Raw genomic sequence first — 23,120 nt, 5'->3', positions numbered from 1 at the left:
CGACGGACGTGGACTCAAACGTGTTGCAGGGATTTGCGGCCGGAGACGCCAGCCAACAGGGCGACGCGGGCCGCTTCGGTCCGGTTGGCGACCGTCAGCTTGCGAAACATGTTGCGCAAGTGGGCCTTGACGGTGACTTCCTGGAGGTTGAGTTCGCGGGCGATGACCTTGTTGGGGGCGCCGTCAACGATCATTTCCAGGATGTCGCGCTCTCTCGGGGTCAGGTGCGCCAGGGGCGATCCGGTGGCCGGCGGCTGTGCCGGGGAGTGCGCGGGGCCGCCCTCGCGATAGTCGAACAGGAAAGGCGGAATGTATTTCTCGCCCGACAGCACCAGCCGCAGCACGCCCAGGATGGTCTCGCCGCGCATGGTCTTTGGAACGAAGCCGTTGGCCCCCGATTCGATGGCCTGAAGCGCGTCCTCGGGCTTGGTCGATCCCGACAGGATGACGATGGGCAGGGTCGGGAACTCAGACCTCAGGCTCAGCAAACCCTCCAGTCCGTTCATGCCGGGCATGTAGAGGTCAAGGATGGCCAGTCCGAAATCGCCATGGGTCCGCGCCGCGCTTTGCGCGTCGGGGAAGGTTCCGGCCTCGACCACGCTGGCGCCGGGTTCCAGGCGTTCGAGGAACGGCACCAAACCGTCGCGTACCATGGCGTGGTCGTCGGCAAGCAGAATCCGCATGGGGTTAAACTCCCTCTTCTTGGGGGTTGTGGGGATGATGTTCCAGCCGCAACAGGTGCTCGCGCAAGTCCTGTAACTGGAACGGCTTGGCCAACAGGGCGACCACGTTGGCGCCCAGATCGGCGGCGTTGTTTTCCTTGAGATGGCCGGTGACCACGATGACCGGGGTTCCCGGTTGCAGTTCCTCAAGCTTGACGATCAGTTCGCGGCCGGTCATGCGCGGCATGCGGATGTCGGTGATGACGGCGTGGTAGACGTGGGTCTGGCACAATTCATAGGCTTCCAGCCCGTCATAGGCGGTGTCGACCTCGTAACCGTGCCGCTTGAGGAATTCGGCCAGCATCATCACCGACAACGCTTCGTCGTCCACCAGAAGCACACGTTGCCCGGCGCAGAAATCGTCCTCGTCCTCGTCTTCGCCTTCCAGCTTGTCCTCGCTCCGGGAGGAGGTCGGCAGCGGAGGGGGGGCGGGGGCGCAGAGCGGCGGCGGGGTGTCGGACGGAGCCAACGGCAGGTCGATGGTGAACTCGGCGCCGTTCTCGACGTTGCCGAAGCTCAGGCAACCGCCCATCTCGGAACAGATGCCCCGGCTGATGGACAGGCCGAGGCCAAGGCCGTTGCCGCCATCCTTTGTGGTGACGAAGGGCTCGAAGATGTGGTCGCCGATCGCCTTGGCGATGCCGGTGCCGTCGTCGCGCACCCGAATCCGCAGGCGCCGCGTCTCGGGATCGGTCTCGCAGGTGATGGTGATGGTGCCGCCGCTGTTGCCATGCGCACGGAAACGGTCACGGATGGCGTCGCGGCCGTTGTTGAGCAGGTTGAGCAGAACCTGTTCCAGGCGGACCTGGTGCCCCAGGACCAGCAGCTTTTCCAGGCAGCCCTGGCGGATCACCCGGATGCCGTCGGCCTTGAGCAGGGGCTCGACCATGCGCAGCGCGGAATCCACCGCCGCCTGGGGACGGAAGGGTTTGCGGTCCTGGTTTTCCCGGCGGCTGATGGCGCGCATGTGGGTGACCATCTCGGTCAGGCGGTCCACTTGGTCCAGGATGTTGCCGGTGCGCGTGCGCAGTCGCTCGATGTTCAAATGGCCGTCGCCGATGTCCATCTGTACCGCTTCCGAGGCGAGGCGGATAACGTGCAGACATTGGTTGAACTCGTGCGCGATGCTGGCGGCCATTTCGCCCAAGGTGGCCAGCCGCGCCGAATGCATGAGTTGAAGGTCAAGGGCGCGCCGTGGCGTGAGGTCGGCGACCACCAGGATCGTTCCCTCGGGGAGAACCGATTCCGTGCTCAGCTTCGAGACATGGACCTGGGCGGGAAAGACCGTGCCGGACCACGTGGTTCCCTCGGTTTCGAGTTCCTTGCCGTCGTCGGCGTTCAGGACCGAGGTCCCCAACAGCCGCTCCACCGGGGTTCCGGGCAACACCTGTTCGCTCCATTGGAACAAGGCACAGACCGAGCGGTTGCCATGGACGACGCGGCCGCTCTTGTCTACGGCCAGGACCGCCAGTTCGATCCGGTCCAGGATCGCCGCCTGGAGCCGCAGCCGTTCCTCGCTTTCCCAACGGCCGCCGACGTCTTCCAGTGTCACCAAGGTTCCGCCGGGGGTGTCGCTCAGGGGGTCCACCAAATTCTGGACGCTGATCTGGACACGGACGGTTTCGCCATCGGCCGTCACCATGCGGCGGGCGCCCGCCGCCCAGGGAAGGGTGTTCCGGTTCTCGTCCTCGGCCAGCAGGCCAAGCCATCCCAGCCGGGCGGCGGCATCGGAATCGTATCCCATCAACGCCAGGAAGGCGTTGTTGACGGCGGTCGGACGCTGTTGCGCATCCAGCATCAGCTTGGCGTTGGGAGCCTGTTCGAACGCAAGGCGAAAGGTGTCGGCGCCGACCATGCCATCGCGAGAACGGTAAAGTTCTGAGATGTTGGTGTAGACGCTGGCCAGACGACCGTGGCCCAGGTCGATGGTGCGTGCCAGGAAGCTTTGGCCGTCGCACATGCGCAATTCACGCAGTCCCGGTATCCGGCTGCGCAGGTGGCAATACACTTCGATGGTCTGGGCGCGGTTCAGACCGGGTGGCGGAAGCATGTGCCCGCCGTCCACCATGGCGGTGATCAACTGTCGAACCGTCGGGGTGCGCCAATCGGCGAGCTGTGGCAGATAGCGGCCAAGAAAACCGCTGAAATCAACCAGACGCCCCTCGGAATCCCACAGGGCGTGGCCGTCGATGACTTTTTCCTCGCGCAGGGCGCGCCACGCCGACAAAGGGTCGCTGTCCAGATTTGACAGCGCCAGGGCGATGCCTTGCAATTGCCGGTCGCTGCTGTCGCGGCCCAGGTCGAGCATCCGGCGCTGATGGGCCAGCACCACCACGGTCGCGGTCACGATCATGCCGGCCATCACGGCCGCGAGAAGGGCGGGAGAACGCCACCAGATCAGCGAAGTCTCGGAACCGGCGGGTACGATGTCGACGAAACGGACGAATTCGATGGCGAGGACGCACAACGCCAAAGTGACGCACAGACCAAGAAGAAACCACGGCCACAGACCGGGCCGCAGCGGTGACGGCCCCCTTTGTCCCGGGTTGCCTTCATCCTGGGCCGGCCTAGGACGGTCGGCACGATCGTGCACGGAACAGCCCCCACTGCCTGTTCAGGTGGGGAGTATGACACCGGAAAGATAGGGCGAACAGACATCGAAAGGTATAGGGCAGAAAATTAGAAAGGTTCGCTGTCCACTAAAAGTTTCATTGCCTGAAGGCGGTTCTGAACACCTAATTTGCGAAAGACGTTGCCCAAATGAGATTTGACGGTCACTTCGCTGACGTCCAGGCGGTTGGCGATAACCTTGTTAGGGTGCCCCTCGCGCAAAAGACGAAGAATGTCGCGTTCACGCGGCGTCAGGCGGCCGATCAACGCGCCCGAGTTCTGATCCTTGGCGTTGCCGGACGCGCCGGCGCTATCGACCAGCATGGCGGGAATGAAACGCTCCCCCGACAGCACCAGTTGCAGCGCCGATACCATGGCCGCTCCCGACAGGTGCTTGGGGATGAAACCGTGCGCCCCCAGGCGAATGGCCTCGAGCACGTGTTCGCGGTCGGCCATGGCCGACAACATGACGCAACGGATGGCCGGATAGTCGCGGCGCAGGTTCACCAATCCCTGAAAGCCGTTCATCCCCGGCATCTTGAGGTCAAGGATGATGAGGTCGACGCTTTGGGTTTTGAGAAGCTCGACAATCTCAGGAAAGCTGCCCGCCTCCAAAACTTCCGTTCCGGGAGAGACTTTTTCAACGAAAGGCCGCAAGCCTTCACGGATCATGACGTGATCGTCGGCAAGGATGATGCGCATGGACACTTCTCCCCCTACACCCTTTTCTTTCGTAACTTTATTTTGGGTCTTTGTTCAAGGCGTATATCGGTTCCGCGTGATGTAAACATGTCTGGTGCTACCAGATTCCCTGCCGCAATTCGGTCAGCTCCCGTGCCAAGGCGGCGGCGGTCACGGGTTTTTGCAACGTCAGGCTTGCCCCGGCTGTCACCGCTTGGCGTGTTTCGTCGTCGTCGGCGGCGGTCATGACGACGATGGGCATGTCGGCGGTCAGGGTCCGCAATTGCCGGATCAGGGTCCAACCATCGCCGCCGGGCATGTGAAGGTCGGTGACGACGGCGTCGGTGGGCGCGGCGATGAACATCGACAAGGCGGTGTTGCCGCCATTGGCGACACGGACGTCCCATCCCCGAAATGTCATGTTCTCGGCCAGACCGGTCAATGCGTCGGCGTCGTCGTCCACCAAAAGCAGCGATTGCCGATAGGCGGGAAGGCGCAGGCTGATCCGTGTGCCGGGGGCGGCAGGGTCGATGGACAGCGCGCCGCCCATTTCCGCCACCACTCCGGCGACGATGGTCAGACCCAACCCACAGCCCTTGCCCCGGCCCGAGGCGGGAGGAGTGGGGGTGCTCAGGCTTTCCAGAACCGCGGGGGGAAAGCCGGGGCCGTCGTCGGCGATCGAAATCTCGACGCCGTCGCCCTGGCGGCGGCATTCCACCGCCACCGTTCCCGAATGTCCGTCCAGGCATTGCGAGACCAGCGCTTCGACGGCGTTGGTCAGCAGGTGGCGCAACGCGGCGGCAAAACGTGGGCCATGGCCAAGAACGGTGGGAACGGCGGTGTCCGTGTGCCATTTGAGGTGAATGCCGGTCCGTCGAAAAACCGGAATCTGTTCCGCCAGGGCGGCCCGGACACAGTCGCGGGGGCACAGGGGGCCGGCCGTTTCGATCGGGCGGCGGCTGGCGGCGATCACCGTCTCGAACATGGCCCGCGCACGGGTGGTCTGTTCCGCCATGGCGTCCAATGCCCGTTGCAGTCGGGCTTCGTCCAGGCGCCCGCCAGCCATGGCGTCGCCCACGGCTTCGGCGTTCAGGCGGATGACGTTCAACGGCTGCCCGAGGTCGTGCGCCAGGGTCGCCGCCATTTCGCCCAGGTGCCACAGCCGGTCCCGATGGATCTGAGACGGAAACGGGGCGTCGGAAACAGGATCGGGACGTGTGGCGACGACGGTCGGGGCGGGCGGTGGGCGGCGGTGAAAGGCCAGGGTCATGGCCGCGGCCGCCAGCACGATGGCCAGGGGAAGCGGAAGGGCTGCTCCCAGCCAGTCCGCCCAACTGGGCGAGGTGTAGGCCACGGTGAAATTCAGTGGCCCCAGTTCGATCTCGGAAAAGGTCGCTGTCGGGCCGTCGTTCTGGTCATGCGGCCATTGGCCGATGGTTTGGCCGGCGTACAAAAGACGCATGGGATGTGTTCGGTGGCCGTGGGCGCGCAAGCTGTCGTCCAGCAACCCATCGGGATCGACCAGTGCCAGCAAGGTGCCGCCGCCGCCGCCGGCGTCGGTCGGGCCGAACGCCAGCGCCAGGGTCGCCGCGTCGCGATAGGTGCGGGGGACCGTCGCCGCCATGCCGCCCGTGGCGACGTTTCTTACGATGGCAAGGATGTTGTCGTCGTCGCGTTGGTCGAAGCCGCGGGTGGTGGCCGAGGCCAGGATGACGGTGGGGCGCGTCTGCGGCGATGACACCAGTCCAAGCCAGCGTACGGGAACAAAGGCTTCCCGACGGGCGTTCAGATAATCGTTGGTTTCGCGTGGGGCGTGGTCTGGGCTGCCCTCGGCCAGATGCGCCACGGTGACCAGGTCGCGGTGCAGGCTGGACAATCCCTCTTGGATTTCGCGGGTGATATAGGCGCGTTCCTGGGTCAGGTCGGACTGGAACGTGGTCACCTGATGCCAGCCGATCGTCACCGCCAGGATTCCAGACGCCAGAAACGGCAACAGATGCTTCAGCTTTCGCATGGCTGTCTCCGTGCGGCGAGAAGGCGCTCGGCCTGGTCCAGCACCTCTCGCAACGCCAGCGGCTTGCCCAGGACGACGGTGTTTTCCGAGGCGAGGTCTCCGGGGATCGGGCCGCCGGTCATCAGGATCGCGGGGAACGCCCCCAACTCATTGCGCAATCGTGTGACCAAGGCCGCCCCGGAAATGCCCGGCAAGCGCAAGTCACAGATCACCAGATCGGGTTTGCCGGCGCGGGCCTGCGCCAGGGCCTGATCAGGGGCGGTGGCGCCGTTGGCATCGAAGCCGCGTGCCGCCAGGAAATCGACGATGCATTCCACCGAAAGTTCCTCGTCGTCGATCACCAGAACGCGCGGCCGGGGCCCGTCGCTTTGATGCGGCGGGGACGGAGGGAGCGCGTTTTGTTCGGCGGTGTCTGCGGTTTCTTGCGGCAACATCTGGTGGGCGGGAACGGTAATGGTGAACACCGCGCCGCCGTCGCGGTTGCATCCTTGGATGGTTCCGCCCATCTGGGTGACGATGTTGACGCTGATGGACAGGCCCAGGCCGGTACCGGCACCGTCCGCCTTGGTGGTGAAGAACGGGTCGAAGATGTGCGGCCACATGGCCTCGGGGACGCCGCCGCCGTTGTCGCTCACTTCCAAGGTCACCATGTCGCCTTGAGTGGAAAGCGAAATCCCGACCCAGCCGCCCTTTGGCGGGCGCGCCGTCCGCACCGCGTCGCGGCCGTTGCCCAGCAGGTTCAGGACAACCTGTTCCAGTTGGTTGGGGCGTCCCAGGATGTCGGGGCAGCTTTCGTCGATGCGTTGCCGAAGTTCGATGTCGTCCAACAGGAATTGCGGCGCCAACAGGCTGGCGGCGGTGGATGCCACCTGCGCGGGGGAAAACGCGACCGGTTCACCCTTTTCCAGACGACTGAAGGAACGCAGGTGGTCGACCATTTCCGCCATGCGGCCCACTTGGCTGACGATGGTGGTCATGCGCCGCGCCAAGGTGTCGTCGTCGGAAATCCCGGTCTGAAGGCAATGTTCGGCCGACATGCGGATGATGGAAAGCGGCTGGTTGAGCTCGTGCGCCACCTCGGAGGCGATCTGACCCAAGGTCGCCAGCTTGGCGGTTTGAACCAATTGTTCCTCGGCCCGCTTTTGCGGGGTGACGTCGATCATCGAACCGATGATGCCCGCCACCTGTCCGTCGCCGTCGGTGAACAGGCCCTTGACCAGAATCATGTGGTGGATGGAACCGTCGTGAAGTTCCAAGGTCAGGTCGCGGACCTGAAGGCCCTGATCGTCCAGAAGTTCCTGGTCATAGCGGGCGTAAAGCCGGGCCTTGGCGGGAGAGACGAAATCGGCCACGGTGCTGCCGACGATGTCGGCGATGGGGCGGCCGACGACATCGGCGAACTTGGTGTTGCAACCGAGGTAACGTCCCTGGCGATCCTTGTAATAGACCGGGAATGGCAAGGCGTCGATCAGCGTCTGTTTGAACGCCAGCTCCCGTCGCAAGGCTTCTTCGACCGTCTTGCGGGCGGTGACGTCGCGGCGGATGGCGACGCGGCCACCGTCCATGGTCGCGCGTTCGACGATTTCCAGGTAACGGCCATCGGCCAGTTGCTGTTCGAAAAAGCCGAGCGCGTTCTGGTGATGGGCCATGCGTTCGGCCAGCCATTGCGGGATGCCATCGGCATCCACGCCTCGGTATTGGCCCCGTTCGGCGCTGACCAGCAGCAATTCGGCGAACGAAACGCCGGGGCGGATCATGTCGGCGATGCTTTGATAAAATTCCTTGTAGCGGCTGTTGAAGGCCACCAGACGGTCTTGCGGGTCGAACAGCGAAAAGGCGTCGCCACTGCTTTCCAGCGCGTCGGTCAACAGGGCTTGCGCCGCGCGCACCTGCGCTTCGCTGGCGGCCAGGGCCTGTTCGGAATGGCGGCGGTCGGTGATGTCCAGCCACGACCCCACCACCTCGGCCGGTTCTCCGCGGGCGTCAAGCTTGACGCGGGCTTCGTCGCGCACCCAACGCCAGCCGCCTTCCACATGGCGGACCCGGTAATCCAGGGCGAAGCGGCCGTGCTCCGGCAGGCGTTCCAATGCTTTGGCATAGGACATGCGGTCGTCGCCGTGGATGGCGGCCAGCCAGCGTCTGGGGTTGGTCAGGATGCTTTCGGCGGTCAGGCCGGTGAAGCGTTCGACGTTGGCGCTGACGTAAAGCGGCTGGTGGTCGGGCGTCCAGCGCAGGACATAAAGCACCATGGGCGCCGCCGACAGCATCCGTTCCAGCCGCTCGGTTCCCATGCAGTCCGGCGCGCAACTGCCGCGTAATGTCCGCGAGAATGCGTCGATGGCGTTTGGAAGGCGGCGCAACCAGCCTTGGGCCATTCTGTCTCCTGCTCGGCCGGGCGAAGGAGATCATTCTTACCCGCGGCATGCATGTCCGCAACAGGGAAGCTTGGATCAGCCCTTGACCGCCGCCGGCAGACGCAGGCAGACCCGCAGACCGGGGGCGTTGTCGCCCAGGCTCAGTGCGCCGCCGTGCAGGCGGGCCACCGCCTTGACCAGCGACAGTCCCAGCCCGTTGCCGGGGGTGGTGCGGGTGGAGTCCAGCCGCACGAAACGGTCGAGCACGCGCTCGCGCGCGTCCTCGGGGATGCCGGGGCCGGAATCGGCCACCGTAATCTCGGTGCCGCCGTCTTCGGTGCCGGCGACCGTCACCGCGACCCGGCCCCCGGCCGGGGTATATTTGACGGCGTTGTCCACCAGGTTGGCCAAGGCCTGGAACATCAGGTGGCGGTCGCCATCCACCGTCAGGTCACGGTCGGTATGACACGAGATGGCGACGCCCGCTTCCTCGGCCAGGGGCTCGTAAAGCTCGACCACGTCGGCCGTTATCTGTGCCGGGTCCAAAGGCTCGAAGCTGTGCAGGCGTTGGCCCGATTCGGCGTTGCCGATGGCCAGCAGCGCCTTGAACGTGGCCAGCAAATTGTCGGCCTCGACCACCGTTTCCTCAAGCACCCGGCGCAGATCATCGGCGCTGCCTTCGCCCAACAGCGCGACCTCGATGCGCGAGCGCAACCGGTTCAGCGGCGTGCGCAGGTCATGGGCGATGTTGTCGGTGACCATGCGCATGCCGTCCACCAGCCGCTCGATCTCGTCCATCATCTCGTTGAAGCTGGTGGCGAGCTGGTCGAATTCGTCGTGGGTGCCGGAAAGCTTCATACGGCTGGTCATGTCGCCGCCGACGATGCGCCGTGCCGTGCGGCTCATGGCTTCGACGCGGGTCAGCATGTGCCGGCTGGTGAAATAGCCGCCGACGATGCCCAACAGCACGGTCAGCGCCAACCCCCAGCCCAGCGCCCGGTTGATGGCCGATTTGACCCGCATGGTGTCGTGCAGCGACCGGCCGACCAACAGGCGGTAATCCTGGGGCATGACGTAGGTGCGTGCCAGAACCTCGGTGGACAGCCGTCCGTCGCCGACCCGTTCGATGGGAAAACGCACCCAGCCCGAGGCGTCGCTGTCATCCTTGGGCCAGCCGAACAGGTTGCCGGCGATGCGCGACCCGTCCGGGGCCATCAACAGATAGACGGCGCGGCGTTCGATGTCCTGGCTGGCGCGGTTGCCGATGATTTCGGCCAGACCCTGAATGCCGCGTTCCTTGTATTGTTCCGACAGGCCGGTGGCTTCGACCTCGACGGTCTCCTGAACCTGCCATTCGATGAAGACCGAGGTGCTCCACGACACCAGCGCCAACAGCGCCACGGCCGAGACGGTGAAGATGCCGAGATACGACAGCGCCAGCCGAAAGGTGGTGGCGCGCAGCAGCGGCGGCAGGGCCAGATTAGCGGGTCGCACGGAGGGAATATCCGGCGCCGCGCACGGTATGGATCAGGGCCTGGTCGAAATCCTTGTCCACCTTCTGCCGCAGGCGGCTGATGTGGACGTCGATCAGGTTGGTCTGGGGGTCGAAATGGTATTCCCAGACGTTTTCCAGCAGCATGGTGCGGGTCACCACCTGACCGGCGTGGCGCATCAGGTATTCCAGCAGGCGGAATTCGCGTGGTTGCAGGTCCACCGATTGTCCGGCGCGGGTCACCGTGCGGGCCAGCAGATCCATCTCGAGGTCTTCGACCTTCAGCTTGGTGTCGGGCTGGCTGGCGGTGCCGCGCCGGCCCAGCGCCTCGATGCGGGCCAGAAGCTCGGCGAAGGCGTAGGGCTTGACCAGATAGTCGTCGCCGCCGGCCTTGAGCCCCTTGACCCGGTCATCGACCTTGCCCAGCGCCGACAGGATCAGCACCGGCGTGTCGTTGCCGCCGGCTCGGATGGCCTGGATGATGGCCAACCCGTCCAAACCCGGCAGCATGCGGTCCACCACCATCACGTCGTAACGTTCCGACGTGGCGAGGAACAGGCCGTCCGTGCCGTTGGCGGCATGGTCGACGGTGTTGCCGGCCTCGCGCAGACCTTTGGCCAGATAGGCGGCCGCCTCTTGATCGTCTTCGATAAGCAAGATACGCATGTGTCGGACCTTACCTTGCTTGGCCTTCCAAAGAAAAGCCCCCGCAGCCAGGGGGACAGCTGCGGGGGCGGTTTTCATCTTCCGATGCCGGCTTGGGGGGAAAGGGCCGGCGATCGTTCTGAACTGAGGCGCCGTCCCGGGGGAAAGGCCGGCGCTTCCGGTCGGCGGGGAGTTCGGGTCCGCCGGGTTGGGAGACGACAGGGAGCGCTGAATTCCGTCGTTTTCCCGTACCTGATGATGAGAAGATGCCATCCGCGACCTTACAGCCACCTTTCACCGGCATTAATGATTGGTAATGTCCTGGGGCCGCTGTTGGTTCGGTTGTCTTGACGCCGTCCCGGCGATGCTTAAATCCATAGAACCAGGGTGCCTGGAAAGGGGCCTTGGCGTGACGCGTGCCGCCGGTCGGGCGCGGACGGGTTTTCGACGTTCCTGGTTGCGCAGGGCCGCATGCGGCGGCCCCGGTTCCGCTGTCCCGCCGGCCATTTGGAGAACGGACGACCATGCGCAGCCCTTACGACATCCTGGGGGTCAAGCCCGGCGCCAGCGAAAGCGAGATTCGCAAGGCCTATCACAAGCTGGCCAAAAAGCTGCATCCCGACGTCAATCCCGGCGACGCGCGGGCGGAAAGCCGCTTCAAGGACGTCAACGCCGCCTACGACCTGTTGTCGGACCCGGCCAAGCGGGCGCGTTTCGACCGGGGAGAGATCGACGCGGAAGGACACGAGACGTTCGCTCATGCCGGCGCTCATGCCGGCGCCCACGGCTTCGCCGGCAATCCGTTCCACCAAGGCGGCGATCCCGGTTCCTTTCACTTTTCGTTCGGCGGCGGCGCCGATTCCGTGTTCGAGGATCTGTTCGCCCATGGTTTCGGCGGTGCACGGCCACGGCGCGGCCAGGATGTCCGCGTCACCCTGGCGGTGGACTTCACCGACGCCGCCTTGGGGGCGGTCAAGCGCGTCGCCATTGGCGGGCGGTCGCTGGACGTGACCATTCCCGCCGGTCTTGCCGACGGTCAGGTGTTGCGTCTCAAGGGACAGGGACAACCCGCCCCGGCGGCCGGCGGCACGGCCGGCGACCTGTTGGTCGAGGTGACCGTGCGGCCGCATCCGCTGTTCACCCGCCAGGGCGACCATGTCCACCTTGAGGTTCCGGTGACCCTGGCCGAAGCGGTTCTGGGGGCGAAGATCACCGTGCCGACCCTGTCCGGCAAGGTGGCGCTGGCGGTTCCGGCCGGTTCCAACACTGGCACCCGGTTGCGTCTGCGTGGCAAGGGGATCAAGGGCGGCGACCTTTACGTGACCCTGCGGCTGGTGCTGCCCGACCATCCCGACCAGGATTTGACCGCTTTCGTCCGCGACTGGAGCGCACGACACCCTTACGATCCGCGTGCCGGCTGGTAAGAACGGAGGCCATCCATGTTCGTCCGCTTCCATCGCCCCTTGGCCGCCGCCGGTGTCGATCGGCAGATTTTGAGCCGCCACCGTCGCCACAACCATCTGCGCTCGGCCTTGCTGTTGGGCGGCATCGTCGGCTGGATGGCGCTGGTGGGATGGCTGGTGGCCGGCGACGTCGGCATCTTGTGGGCGGCCGGCGGCACGGCAGTTCTGATGTTGGCGCAACCGGTGCGCTCCACCACCCTGTTGCGGGCGCTTTACGGCGCGGTGCCGCTGGGGCCGTCCCAGGCCCCGGACCTTTTCGCCGCCACGGCGGAACTGGCGCGGCGGGCGGAATTGCCGCGCGTGCCGCAGATCCTCTATATCCCCCGACCCGAGATGATCGCGCTTTCCACCGGCTGGGGCAGCGATGGCGCGGTGGCGGTGTCGGACGGCATGTTGCGGCGCATGGGCGCCCGCGAACTGGTGGCGGTGCTGGCACACGAGATCAGCCATCTTCGGGCCGGCGACCTGCGTCTGTTGCGGCTGGCCGAGGCGGCTGGGCGGCTGACCCGTGCCCTGGCCTTCGCCGGGGTGCTGCTGACGGCGTTCTATTTGCCGGGCATGACCGATGGCGGCGAGGACGTGCCGTGGCTGGCCATTTTGGCGGTGGTAGTGGCCCCCTTGGTCGCCGACCTGTTGACCCTGACGCTGTCGCGGACCCGCGAGTTCGAGGCCGATTCCGGCGCGGCCGAGCTGACCGGCGACCCCGGTGCCCTGATTTCCGCCCTGATGCGGCTCGATACGATCCAAGGGGGCGGTTGGGAGCGGTTGCGGCGGCAATCGGCACCCGCATGGCTGCGGCTGATCCGTACCCATCCCACCACCGCCGAGCGGGTGGCGCGTCTGGCCGAACTGGCGCCGCCACGTCCGCGGCCTTCGCTGGTGCTGCCCGATATCCTGTTGCCGTCCGATGTGGCGGGAACCCCCGTCGTGCGGCGCTGGTGGCGCTGAGTCTTGTTTCCGACGCGGTTTCCCGCTATCTCTAGCGGCCGGAATTTCCGGCCGAGCAAAAGGAGCCCGTCGATGCAGGTTCGTATCTACCGTCCCGCCCAGACCACCATGCAGTCGGGCAAGGGCAATTCCCAGGCTTGGGTGCTGGAATACGAGCCGATCGACGCCAAGAAGGCCGACCCGCTGATGGGCTGGCTGGGCTCCAGCGACATGACCCAGCAAATCCGCCTCAAGTTCGCCAGCAAGGAAGAGGCCGTGGCCTACGCCACCCGCAAGGGCCTGGAGTTCGAGGTGATCGAGCCGGCGACCAAGAAGCCGGTTCCGCCCAAGAACTATTCCGACAATTTCCGCTTCGACAAGCTGGAATTCGGCCGCTTCTAGTCGCTTTCCGACCCGGCGCCCTTAGCTCAGTTGGATAGAGCACCCGCCTTCTAAGCGGACGGTCGCTGGTTCGAATCCAGCAGGGCGCGCCACTACCCCGCTACACTCCAGGAAATCCGTCAAGTGTAGCATTCTTGCGCTTTCCATGAACCTCGGTTGGGCTACAAGATTAGGTTGCAATCGGGGGTCATGGAAATGACCTCAGTACCTGAAGCGCGACGGTGCTTACTTCAAGCTCCAGCAGCGCATTCCCACCGACATCATGGAAACTGTGTGTCGCCCGAAGACCGGAAAGCGGCTTTGGGAACCGCATCGGCCATCTTGAAAAACACCTGGCACGGACCTTCTAACCGCCACAAGACAGGAAGCGCCAGCCAACGAACGGCTGCGGGTGCTTATCGACGACATGTTGGTCCTGGCGAACAGATTACGCCGTCTGGCGGACCTTTAGCGGGCTTGACCAAGGTTGTTTCGCCGCATGGCGGGCTGGCGTATGGTGACGTCATGACGATCTGTGCGCGATTGCGGGTATTGCTGGCCATCCTGGCTCTGGTGCTGGTGCCTCTGTGGGCGCCGGCCCGTCCGGCTGTGGCCATGGCGGCCATGCCCATGACCGACATCGCCGATTGCGACCATCATGCCTGTGACGGCGATGGCGTTCCCGTGGCCCGTCATGCCGACGCCGCCTGCGCCTTGGGCTGCCTTCAAGCCAGCTTGCCGCCCTTGCTGATGTCGGCGCCGTTCGGGTTGCGGCCCGTGACGTCGTCGTCGCGGGTGGCTTTGCCGGTGCTGGCGTTCCTGCCGTCGCGCCATCCGTCACCACTGGAACGCCCGCCTCGTACCTGATCCGACCATCTTCGCCTTATCGCGTTCATCGAATCAGGAAAATACTCACATGAACCATCGCATTGTTTTCGCGGCGGCGGTTTTGGCCGTCGCGTCGGCGGCCGTGCCGGCTGTCTCCGGCGAAACCATGACCGTTTACCGCTCGCCCAGTTGCGGCTGTTGCGGCGGCTGGATCGACTATATCAAGGCCAAGGGCTACGCCGCCAAGGTGGTGATGCTGGACGACATGGAACCGGTCAAGGAACGCCTCAAGGTGCCGGAAGAGATGCAGTCGTGCCATACCGCCGTGATCGACGGCTACGTCATCGAAGGCCACGTTCCGGCCGAAGCCGTCGACAAGCTGTTGAAGGACCGGCCCAAGGTGACCGGTCTTTCGGCGCCGGGCATGCCGCAGGGATCGCCCGGCATGTCCGGGGCGCCCGAGCCCTTTACCGTCTACGCTTTTGGTCCTGACGGCGCCAAACCGTTCATGCGCTTCAACGTCAAATGACGGGTGGGGGTAAGTGACGGGCGGGTGTTCCGCGGGCGGGGATCATCGCTCGCGGAACGCTTCGTGACGCAGTTTGAGCACCGGTTTCACCAGATATTCCATGACCGTGCGGGTGCCGGTGTGGATGTCCACCGTCGCCTGCATGCCGGCGGTGATCGGCTGTTTTCCCTTTTCGTCGCCCAGATAGGCGCGCTCGGTCTGCACGACCACGCGATAGAACGGCTGGTTGTCGGGTCCCATGGTGGTGTCCGGCGCCACCAGGATGACCGTGCCCTCAAGCCCGCCATAAGTGGTGTAGTCATAGGCCGACAGCTTGACCGTGGCGCTTTGTCCCACCAGGACATAACCGCGGTCGGCGGGGTTCAGCTTGGCGTCGATCTGAAGACGTTCGTGCAAGGGCACGATTTCCATGATCGGTTCGCCCGGTTTGACCACGCCGCCGATGGTGTTGGCCCGCAGGTTCTTGACGATGCCGTCGATGGGGCTGGTGATCTGGGTGCGGCGCTGCTGGTCCGACGCCTGGGACAGCAATTCGCGGGTCCGGGCCACGTTCAACTCGGCTTCGGCCAATTCGCCTTGGGCGGTGCGGACGAAGCGGGCTTCTTCCTCGGCGATGCGGCTTTTGGCTTCCTCGGCGCCGGCCTGGGCGCGGGGAATCGAGGCTCGCAAGCTCTCCAACTGGCCGCCCAGTTCCTCGACCTGACCTTGCAGGGCGACATGTTCCATGCGCGCGGTCAGCCCGGATTTCATCAATTCGCTGGACATGGCGAAGCGTTCGCGGGCCAGCCGCAGATTCGAGGCGATGGCCCGCTGGCGGGTGTCCAGTTCCTGGACCTCCAGCGATTTTTGTCGGGCCTGGTCGTGCAGCACCGCCAGCGTCGCCCGCAAGGCTTGGCGCCGGCTGTCGAAATTGCGGGTTTCCGCCGCCACCAGAACCGGCCGGCGTGCAGCCTCTTCGGCCGGGAAATCCACATCGGCCGCGCCCGTCACTTCGGCGCGCAGCCGGGCGCGTTGCAGCATCAGACCATCCAGACGGACCTGCAATTCGTCGCGGTTCAGGGAACTGGCCGACAGGTCCAGTTGCATCAGCGGCGTGCCCTCCTTGACCTCGGTGCCGTCGGCGACCGAAATCTCGCGCACGATGCCGCCCTCCAGATGCTGGATGACCTTGACCTTGCCCTCGGGCACCACTTCGCCGGTGGCGATGGTCACCTCGTCCAGCCGGGCGAACAGCGTCCACACCACAAAGGCCGACAGCGCCACCATCACCAGCCGCGCCAGGGGGCGCCAACTGGGCAGCGGATAGGAATGGGACAGTTCCTGGAGGCGGCCACCGTGTTCGGTGGTCAGGTGACGTCCCTCGGCCGCCGGCAACAGCACCGGACCACCCGGCAGCAGCCAGCGCCAAAAGGCGGTCAGCAGCGCGCGGGGATGGTAGCCCTTGGCGCCCGGCTGCGGTCCCAGCCAGCGCAGCACGGCGATGACGGCGGCCAATATCTGGCGACCGCCGTCTTCCTTTTTTTCCGGTTCCGCGGGTTCCGGGGCCGGGGCGGCGGTGAGTTCGGGCGGAACTTGGGGCAGTTGTTGTTCGGTCATGGCGTCACTCGCGCCTGCATCTGGTGGGGCGGCACGGCGGCGGCGGGGTTGGGTTTGGGTGGCTGTTGCGGCGCGGCGGCCGGGCGCGTGCCGAACAATCGGGGCAGAACCTCGGCCGCCGGTCCGGCGGCCAACAGGTGGCCGCGATCCAGCACCACCACGTCGCGGCACGCCGGCAACAGCACCGGCGAATGGGTCACCACCACGACGGTACGGGTCTTGGCCAGTTCGGCCATGGTGGCGCGCAAATCCTCTTCGGCCTGACGGTCCAGGCTGGCTGAGGGCTCGTCCAGCAACAGCACCGGCGGGTTGCCCACCAGGGCGCGGGCGATGGCGATGCGCTGGCGCTGGCCGGCCGACAGCTTGGACCCGGCCTCGCCGATGCCGGTGGCGTACCCTTTGGGCATGTCGGCGATGACGTCGTGCACCCCGGCGGCACGGGCCGCCGCCAAGATCTGTTCGTCGGAGCACCCTGGCGCGCCATAGGCGATGTTGTCGCGCACCGAGGCGTTGAACAACAGCGTGTCCTGGGGCACATAGCCGATCCACGACGCCAGTTCGCCGCGGCTGAACTGGGCGATGTCGGCACCGTCCAACAGCACGCGCCCCTTGGCCGGCGGATAAAGTCCCATCAACACCTTGAGCAGCGTGGTCTTGCCGCTGCCGTTCTTGCCCAGGATGGCGGTTACGCCGCCGGGCACGATGTCCAGGCGTTCGATGCCCAGGCTGGGCGGCGCGTCCTCTTCATAGGCGAAGTTCAGGTTCTCGATGGTCAGGCGTCCATTGGGCCGCGGCAAGCGCATGGTGGCTTCGGAACGGTCTTCGCTTTCCGCGAACAGTTCCGACAGCCGGTCCACCGACTGACGGAAGCCGCCGAAACTTTTCCAGGCGCCGACCAACTGGTTGATGGGGCCGTAAAGACGGGCCGACAGCATGTTGCACGCCACCAGCGCGCCCATGCTGAGTTCGTGGTCGATGATGTAGATTGCGCCCACCGTGGTCAGCAGGATGCTGGCCATCTGGGTCAGTTCGGTGCCGATGGTCACGTAGCCGTCGGCGACCGCGCCGCGTTGGATGGCGTGCTCGATGGCGCCGGCCTGACGTTCCTCCCACAATGGGCGGACGGCGCGGTCCAGGCCGACCGACTTGACGATGCCGCGCCCGGCGACGATTTCCGCCACCAGGGCGTCGCGCGACGCGGTGACGTTCTTTTCGCGTTGGGCGCTGTCGGCCAGCGCCCGGCCCGACCGCCACGCCAACAGGATGAACAGCAGGAACATCACCAGGAACACCGCCGCCAGCGGCTTGCCGATGACGAAGATGACACCCAGGAACACGAACACGAAAGGCAGGTCGGCCAGCAAGATGGCCGAAGCGCCCGACAGCGTGTTGCGCAACGCGTCGACGTCGCGGAACAATTGCTGCCAGAACGCGGTGGGCCGCCCCTCCAGCGTGCGCAGGGGCAGGCGCATCAGCTTGTCGAACAGCCGCGTTCCCACCTCGACGTCGATGCGCAGGGCGACCATCTGCATGACGCGGCCGCGCGACTGGCGCATGACGTAGTCGAAGGCCAGAACCAGCACCATGCCGATCACCAGCCCCTTCAGGGTTTCCAGGCCGGAATGGCCGATGACCCGGTCATAGACCTGCATCACGAAGATTGGCGCCGCCAGGGCTAACAGGTTGACGAACAGCGACGCGGCCAGCAGCTCGCGGGCCACCGGGCGCAAGGGATCGACGATGGTTCTGAGCCACGCGCGTTTGTCGGGTTGGGTATCCGTGTCCATGGCATGACATTTGGGCGAGGGCGGCCCGGTGTGGCAAATGAAAAATATCGCGCATCGCGTGCTGCATAGGTAATTTCACCTAGGACACCCGTGTTGTCTGTTGGCCGACCGGGGGGCATAGTGCGCCCTGGAATGGACACATTCAGTCCCAACACTCAGGGGCGCCGCACCACCACTGGAGGCACAATGATGACCCGTCCCAACCGCTATCTCCTGCGCATGGCCGCCTTCCTGGCCGTGGTCGCCGCCGTGGCGGTGTTGCTGGCACCCGGCGTGACGCGGGCGTTCATGGCCAATCCGGGGCTGAACGGGCTGATCGTCGGCGTGTTCCTGGTGGGCATCGTGTTGAATTTCCGCCAGGTGATGTTGCTGAAGCCCGAGGTGGCGTGGCTGGAGACCTGGCGGCGCGGCCAGCCACAGCTTTCCGGCGGCAAGCTGCGGCTGTTGACGCCCATGGCCACCATGCTGGGCGAGCGTCAGGGCCGCATGAGCCTGTCCGCCATGGGCTTGCGGTCGTTGCTTGATTCCATTGGCGCACGCCTGGACGAAGGCCGCGAACTGGCGCGTTATTTCGTCGGCCTGTTGATCTTCCTTGGCCTGCTCGGCACCTTCTGGGGGTTGTCGCGGACCATCGGTTCGGTCAGCGACGTGATCTCGTCCTTGTCGGTGGGAACGGGGGCGGACGCGGCGGCCATGTTCGAGCGTCTGAAGACCGGGCTGGAATTGCCGCTGGGCGGCATGGGCACGGCGTTTTCCACTTCGTTGTTCGGTCTGGCCGGATCGTTGGTGCTGGGGTTCCTCGATCTTCAGGCCAGCCAGGCGCAGAACGCTTTCTACAACGAGCTCGAGGAATGGCTGGCCGGTCAGACCCGGTTGGGCGGCGGCATCGGCGGCGGTGACGGCGACCAGCCGGTTCCCGCCTATATCCAGGCGCTTCTGGAACAGACCGCCGACAGTCTGGACGGCTTGCAGCGGGTGATCGCGCGCGGCGAGGAAAGCCGCATCTCGACCAACAACAACATTCGCGCCCTGACCGACAAACTGTCCACGCTGACCGACCACATGCGCATGGAACAGGCGTTGATGATCAAGCTGGGCGAGGCGCAGCTTGAGATGAAGCCGCTGATGGCCAAGCTGGCGGAAGGTTCGGGCAGTGGCGGTCTGGACGACACGGCGCGGCTGCATCTGCGCAACATGGATGTGGCGCTGGGCCGGCTGGTCGAGGACGGCGCGCGTGGCCACGAGGAACTGATCAACCAGTTGCGTTCCGAGTTCAAGTTCCTGGCCCGCACCATCGCCGCCTTGGCCGACGAGGCGGAGAACGGCCAATGATCGGCCGCCGGCGCAGTCGCGGCGTCGACATCTGGCCGGGCTTCGTCGATGCCCTGTCGGGGCTGGTCATGGTCATGGTGTTCATGCTGCTGGTGTTCGTGCTGGCCCAGTATTTCCTGGGCACCGCGTTGAGCGGCAGCGAGGCGGCGCGCGACCGCCTGAGCAAGGAAATGGCCGCCCTGGTCGAGCAATTGTCCATCGAGAAGAAAGCCAGCGAAGGCTTGCGCGCCGATCTGGCACGGCTGAACGGGCAATTGGCCGAGAACAGTGCCGAACGCGACAAGCTGAGCCATGACATCGCAGCACTTGAGGCGCTCAAGACCGAGCTCGAGGCCAAGCTGGCCGAGATGGGCGACGCGCTGGAGGGCGAGAAGTCCACATCGATGGCGGCGCGGGCCGAGGTGGCGTTGCTGAACCAACAACTCGAAACCATCCGTAAGGAAATGGCCCGGTTGGCGGCGGCGTTGGACGCCTCGGAAAAGTTGGCGGCCGACCAGAAGGTGCAGATCGTCGATCTGGGCAAGCGCCTGAACGTCGCCTTGGCCGGCAAGGTCGAGGAACTGCAACGCTATCGCTCGGAATTCTTCGGCAAGCTGCGCGAGGTGCTGGGCAATCGTCCCGGCATCCGGGTCGAAGGCGACCGTTTCGTCTTTCAGTCCGAGGTGTTGTTCGATTCCGGCTCGGCCGAGATGGGCATCGACGGCATCGAACAGATCCGGGCCTTGGCCAAGACCTTGAACGACATCGCCAAACAGGTTCCCAAGGACGTGCCCTGGGTGCTGCGGGTCGATGGCCACACCGACAAACGGCCCATCGCCTCGGGCCGGTTCCCGTCCAATTGGGAATTGTCCACGGCGCGCGCCATCACCGTCATCAAGACCCTGATCGCCAACGGCGTTCCCGCCGACCGTCTGGCCGCCGCCGGTTTCGGCGAATACCAGCCATTGGAAAAAGGTGACAGCGACGAAGCCCTGGCCAGGAACCGCCGTATCGAAATCCGTTTCGACGCGCGGTAAGTTTATCCCGTCAGTACCGGCGCGCCGCCCTGAAGCGATCCCAGCATCAGGGTGATTCCCAACAACATGATGACGGCGGCGCCGGCCAGAGACAGCGCCTTGCGCAACAGGTCTCCATGGCGCGACCGGGCGGCGCCGCGGTCCAGAAGACGATTGAGGCCCAGCGCCGACAACCCGATTCCCGACACCGTCAGGCCGACGCCGGCGGCCATGGCGAAGGTGGCGGCGATGCCCACCAGCATCAGGCCGTTGGCCAGGGTGAACAGCAGCACCAGGATGGCGCCGGAACAGGGACGAAAGCCGATGGCGGCGGCCATGGCCCATAGGGTGCGGGCGTCCTCGGGCGGGGGGGGGTGATGGCCGCAACAGGCATGCCCATGGTCATGCCCGTGGTCGTGTTCATCGTGGCCGTGGTCGTGACCACAGGCGGCACGGTCGCGCAAGGTGTTCCAGGCCATCACCGCGCCCATGACGGCGATCAGCCCATAGGACGCCACCTCAAGCCACGCCGCCTGGACCAGGATGTCCTTGGGCGCCAATGCCGCCAGTCCGGCCAGGACCAGCACGACGACGATCGCGGTGGTGCCTTGGACGGCGGCGGACAGGAAACAGGCGGACAGGCCCCAACTCAGACGGGCGCGGCGGCTGACCAGCCAGGACCCGATCACCACCTTGCCGTGGCCGGGGCCGATGGCGTGGAACACGCCGTAGACGAAGGCGGCGAAGATCAGTCCCAAGGCCGGGCGCAGGCTTTCCCCTTGCTTGAGTTCGGCCAGATGCGCCCGCATTTCGCCGTTCAGTTCGCGTTGCAGGGCGAAGCCCCATTGCGCCAGCGACCGCAACGGCTCGGGCAGATCGGCGCCGGGAAGGGCTTGTGGCGGCGGCACCAGTCCGGCATGGGCCAGGACAGGAAGCGACAGGGCGAGCAACAGCACGGCCAAGCCTAGGGGGCGCATGTGATTTCCACCTTGTTGGGGACGACGATGCCGCCATAAAGCTTGTTGTCGGAATCGGGCGACATGATGGCGCGGCATCCGTCGGAACCGTCGCCGATCAGGCGCACGGCCGTCTCATTGGCGAAGTCGATGTCGATGTAATAGGTCTCTTCATAGGTGGACAGGCTGAACGTCTGTTTGCGCGGGTCCACCGGCTCGGGCAGGCGCAGGCGAAAGCCGTACAACAGGCTGTCTTGCACCACCATCACCGTGAACCCTTCGGCGCGGGGCCATTGGACCGGCTTGTCGTCCACCTTGGCATAGGTGAAATAGCTGTAGGGCTGGGTGTCCTGGAACGCCTCGCGCTCCATGTCGGCGATCTCTTTGGCCGACAGCGACCCGCTCTTGTCCTTGTCGTAATCCTGGACCAGCGAACTGGAATAGACCGGGTCGAACTTCCACCCCATCTGAAGACCGGTGATGCGCCCCGCCTCGAAGATCACCACCATATGCGAATCGATCAGCACATGGGGATGGGCCAGGACGGGAAGGGGCGCCAGCATCATCGCCAGCGCCGCCAGCCAACGCCGCATCAGCCTGCCGCCCGCAGCCGGTCGAAGCCGGCTTCCAGGTCGGCCAACAGGTCGTCCGCGTCCTCCAGCCCGGCATGGAACCGCAAGCTCGGGCCGGGTGGAGCCCAGGCGGTGGCGGTGCGCACGATGGAATGGCCGGAGGTGGGGATCACCAGACTTTCGAAACCGCCCCACGAGAAACCAAGATTGAAATAGCGGTAGCCGTCCAGCATGGCGTCCACCGCTGGTTTGGAAGCGGGGTTCAGGATCACCCCGAACAGGCCGCAGGCGCCGTCGAAATCGCGTTTCCACAGCTCGTGGTGGGCGTCGCCGGGCAAGGGGGGATACAGCACCTGCGCCACCTCGGGGCGGTCGCGCAGCCACGTCGTCAGCTTGAGTGCCGTTTGCGCATGATGACGCAGCCGGACCCCCAGGGTGCGCAGGCCGCGCAGGCCCAGGAACATTTCCTCGGTGCCCGGCGAATGGCCGAAGGCGGCGACCGAGGTCTTGAGGCGCAGCCACAAATCCTCGTCGGCGACGGTGATCGAGCCCAGCATGGCGTCGGCATGGCCGACCACGTATTTGGTGCAGGCCTGGATCGACACGTCCACGCCATGGGCAAAAGGCTGGAACGTCAGGATGCCCCAGGTGTTGTCCATGGCCACCAGGGCGCCATGGGCGTGGGCGATCGCGGCGATGGCCGGAACGTCCTGAACCTCGAATGTCAGCGAACCGGGCGATTCAGTGAACACCAGCCGGGTGTTGGGGCGTATCAGGCTTTCGATGCCGGCTCCGACCGTGGGATCGTAATAGGTGGTCTCGATCCCCAAGCCCGACAACACCGAATCGCAGAACTTGCGGGTCGGGAAATAGGCGGTGTCCACCATCAACAGATGGTCGCCGGATTTCAGCAAGGCCATCAGCGTCGCGGTGATGGCCGCCAGTCCCGACGGCATGGCGATGGCGCGCACGCCCCCTTCGACCGCTGCCACCGCTTCCTCGAAGGCGAAAGTGGTCGGCGTGCCGTAGCGGCCGTAGCGCACGCCCTCGAACGGAGTCTTTCCGGTGGCCTCCATCACCGCCACCGACGGGTGCAGGATGGTCGAGGCGCGGTAGACCGGCGGGTTGACGGCGCCGTGATAGCGTTCGGAATGACGGCCGGCGTGGACGAAAAGGCTGTCTTTGCCGCTCATGCTTCCTTGGGGGCTTGGGTGTTGGGCAGGGGGCGATGGTGGC

Annotated in this window: 19 protein-coding genes and 1 tRNA gene; 8 read left to right on the top strand and 12 right to left on the bottom strand. The window is 65.5% G+C overall.

All coding sequences use genetic code 11. From position 1 onward, the window contains the following. Positions 1-14 precede the first annotated feature (14 nt). The 7 genes from G4223_RS08895 to G4223_RS08865 all read right to left on the bottom strand — a co-directional run bounded on the left by G4223_RS08895 (position 15) and on the right by G4223_RS08865 (position 10,539). Positions 15-683: a LuxR C-terminal-related transcriptional regulator gene (locus G4223_RS08895; protein WP_163678001.1), complete on the bottom strand. Its 669-nt coding sequence runs from the start codon at positions 681-683 to the stop codon at positions 15-17. 4 nt (positions 684-687) lie between these two features. After that, entirely contained in the window at positions 688-3,315 is a 2,628-nt protein-coding gene (locus G4223_RS20370) for a response regulator (protein WP_163677998.1), read from the bottom strand. An 86-nt stretch (positions 3,316-3,401) separates the two neighbouring features. Further along, positions 3,402-4,034, bottom strand: coding sequence for a response regulator (locus G4223_RS08885; RefSeq protein WP_163677995.1), 633 nt, complete (start codon positions 4,032-4,034; stop codon positions 3,402-3,404). 97 nt (positions 4,035-4,131) lie between these two features. Next, positions 4,132-6,027, bottom strand: coding sequence for a hybrid sensor histidine kinase/response regulator (locus G4223_RS08880; protein ID WP_163677992.1), 1,896 nt, complete (start codon positions 6,025-6,027; stop codon positions 4,132-4,134). Next, positions 6,015-8,402, bottom strand: a complete 2,388-nt coding sequence (locus G4223_RS08875; RefSeq protein ID WP_163677989.1) for a PAS domain S-box protein — start codon at positions 8,400-8,402, stop codon at positions 6,015-6,017. Before G4223_RS08875 ends, G4223_RS08880 begins: the two co-directional genes overlap by 13 nt. Before the next feature lie 75 nt (positions 8,403-8,477). Continuing rightward, positions 8,478-9,875, bottom strand: coding sequence for an ATP-binding protein (locus G4223_RS08870; protein WP_163677987.1), 1,398 nt, complete (start codon positions 9,873-9,875; stop codon positions 8,478-8,480). Next, entirely contained in the window at positions 9,862-10,539 is a 678-nt protein-coding gene (locus G4223_RS08865) for a response regulator transcription factor (RefSeq protein ID WP_163677984.1), read from the bottom strand. The genes G4223_RS08870 and G4223_RS08865 overlap by 14 nt, the downstream gene beginning before the upstream one ends. 503 nt (positions 10,540-11,042) lie before the next feature. Here G4223_RS08865 and G4223_RS08860 point away from each other — a divergent pair. The 6 genes from G4223_RS08860 to G4223_RS08835 all read left to right on the top strand — a co-directional run bounded on the left by G4223_RS08860 (position 11,043) and on the right by G4223_RS08835 (position 14,646). After that, positions 11,043-11,942, top strand: a complete 900-nt coding sequence (locus G4223_RS08860) for a DnaJ C-terminal domain-containing protein (RefSeq protein ID WP_163677980.1) — start codon at positions 11,043-11,045, stop codon at positions 11,940-11,942. 15 nt (positions 11,943-11,957) lie between these two features. Next, positions 11,958-12,929, top strand: a complete 972-nt coding sequence (locus G4223_RS08855; protein ID WP_163677977.1) for a zinc metalloprotease HtpX — start codon at positions 11,958-11,960, stop codon at positions 12,927-12,929. A gap of 72 nt (positions 12,930-13,001) precedes the next feature. After that, entirely contained in the window at positions 13,002-13,310 is a 309-nt protein-coding gene (locus G4223_RS08850) for an ETC complex I subunit (RefSeq protein ID WP_163677974.1), read from the top strand. A gap of 15 nt (positions 13,311-13,325) precedes the next feature. Then, positions 13,326-13,402, top strand: a tRNA-Arg gene (locus G4223_RS08845). 412 nt (positions 13,403-13,814) lie between these two features. Continuing rightward, on the top strand, positions 13,815-14,156 hold the full coding sequence (locus G4223_RS08840) for a hypothetical protein (protein WP_163677971.1): 342 nt from the start codon (positions 13,815-13,817) through the stop codon (positions 14,154-14,156). 49 nt (positions 14,157-14,205) lie between these two features. Then, positions 14,206-14,646, top strand: a complete 441-nt coding sequence (locus G4223_RS08835; RefSeq protein ID WP_163677968.1) for a DUF411 domain-containing protein — start codon at positions 14,206-14,208, stop codon at positions 14,644-14,646. 42 nt (positions 14,647-14,688) lie between these two features. Here the strand turns inward: G4223_RS08835 and G4223_RS08830 are convergent, their stop codons facing one another. Both G4223_RS08830 and G4223_RS08825 read right to left on the bottom strand, forming a co-directional pair. After that, complete coding sequence (locus tag G4223_RS08830) at positions 14,689-16,242, bottom strand: HlyD family type I secretion periplasmic adaptor subunit (protein ID WP_163677964.1); 1,554 nt, start codon at positions 16,240-16,242, stop codon at positions 14,689-14,691. Beyond that, the gene (locus tag G4223_RS08825; RefSeq protein WP_163677962.1) at positions 16,239-18,029 is read right to left on the bottom strand and encodes a peptidase domain-containing ABC transporter; all 1,791 of its coding nucleotides are present in this window, start codon (positions 18,027-18,029) and stop codon (positions 16,239-16,241) included. Before G4223_RS08825 ends, G4223_RS08830 begins: the two co-directional genes overlap by 4 nt. Positions 18,030-18,218: 189 nt before the next feature. Here G4223_RS08825 and G4223_RS08820 point away from each other — a divergent pair, with 189 nt between their 5' ends. Together G4223_RS08820 and G4223_RS08815 are read left to right on the top strand one after the other, a co-directional pair. Further along, entirely contained in the window at positions 18,219-19,361 is a 1,143-nt protein-coding gene (locus G4223_RS08820; RefSeq protein ID WP_163678265.1) for a flagellar motor protein MotA, read from the top strand. Beyond that, positions 19,358-20,377: a peptidoglycan -binding protein gene (locus tag G4223_RS08815; protein ID WP_163677958.1), complete on the top strand. Its 1,020-nt coding sequence runs from the start codon at positions 19,358-19,360 to the stop codon at positions 20,375-20,377. Before G4223_RS08820 ends, G4223_RS08815 begins: the two co-directional genes overlap by 4 nt. Before the next feature lie 2 nt (positions 20,378-20,379). Here the strand turns inward: G4223_RS08815 and G4223_RS08810 are convergent, their stop codons facing one another. The 3 genes from G4223_RS08810 to metC are packed head-to-tail and all read right to left on the bottom strand — an operon-like array spanning position 20,380 to position 23,077. Beyond that, a complete protein-coding gene (locus G4223_RS08810; protein WP_241004039.1) occupies positions 20,380-21,333 on the bottom strand; it encodes a nickel/cobalt transporter in 954 nt (317 codons plus the stop codon). Beyond that, positions 21,321-21,905 (bottom strand): DUF1007 family protein, encoded by a 585-nt coding sequence (locus G4223_RS08805; RefSeq protein ID WP_163677955.1) that lies wholly within the window; start codon positions 21,903-21,905, stop codon positions 21,321-21,323. Before G4223_RS08805 ends, G4223_RS08810 begins: the two co-directional genes overlap by 13 nt. Continuing rightward, on the bottom strand, positions 21,905-23,077 hold the full coding sequence (gene metC, locus G4223_RS08800; RefSeq protein ID WP_163677951.1) for a cystathionine beta-lyase: 1,173 nt from the start codon (positions 23,075-23,077) through the stop codon (positions 21,905-21,907). Before metC ends, G4223_RS08805 begins: the two co-directional genes overlap by 1 nt. Positions 23,078-23,120 lie beyond the last annotated feature (43 nt).

The organism is Magnetospirillum aberrantis SpK, from assembly GCF_011022235.1.
Classification (GTDB): domain Bacteria; phylum Pseudomonadota; class Alphaproteobacteria; order Rhodospirillales; family Magnetospirillaceae; genus Magnetospirillum; species Magnetospirillum aberrantis.
This window is presented reverse-complemented; position numbering and strand designations above follow the sequence as displayed.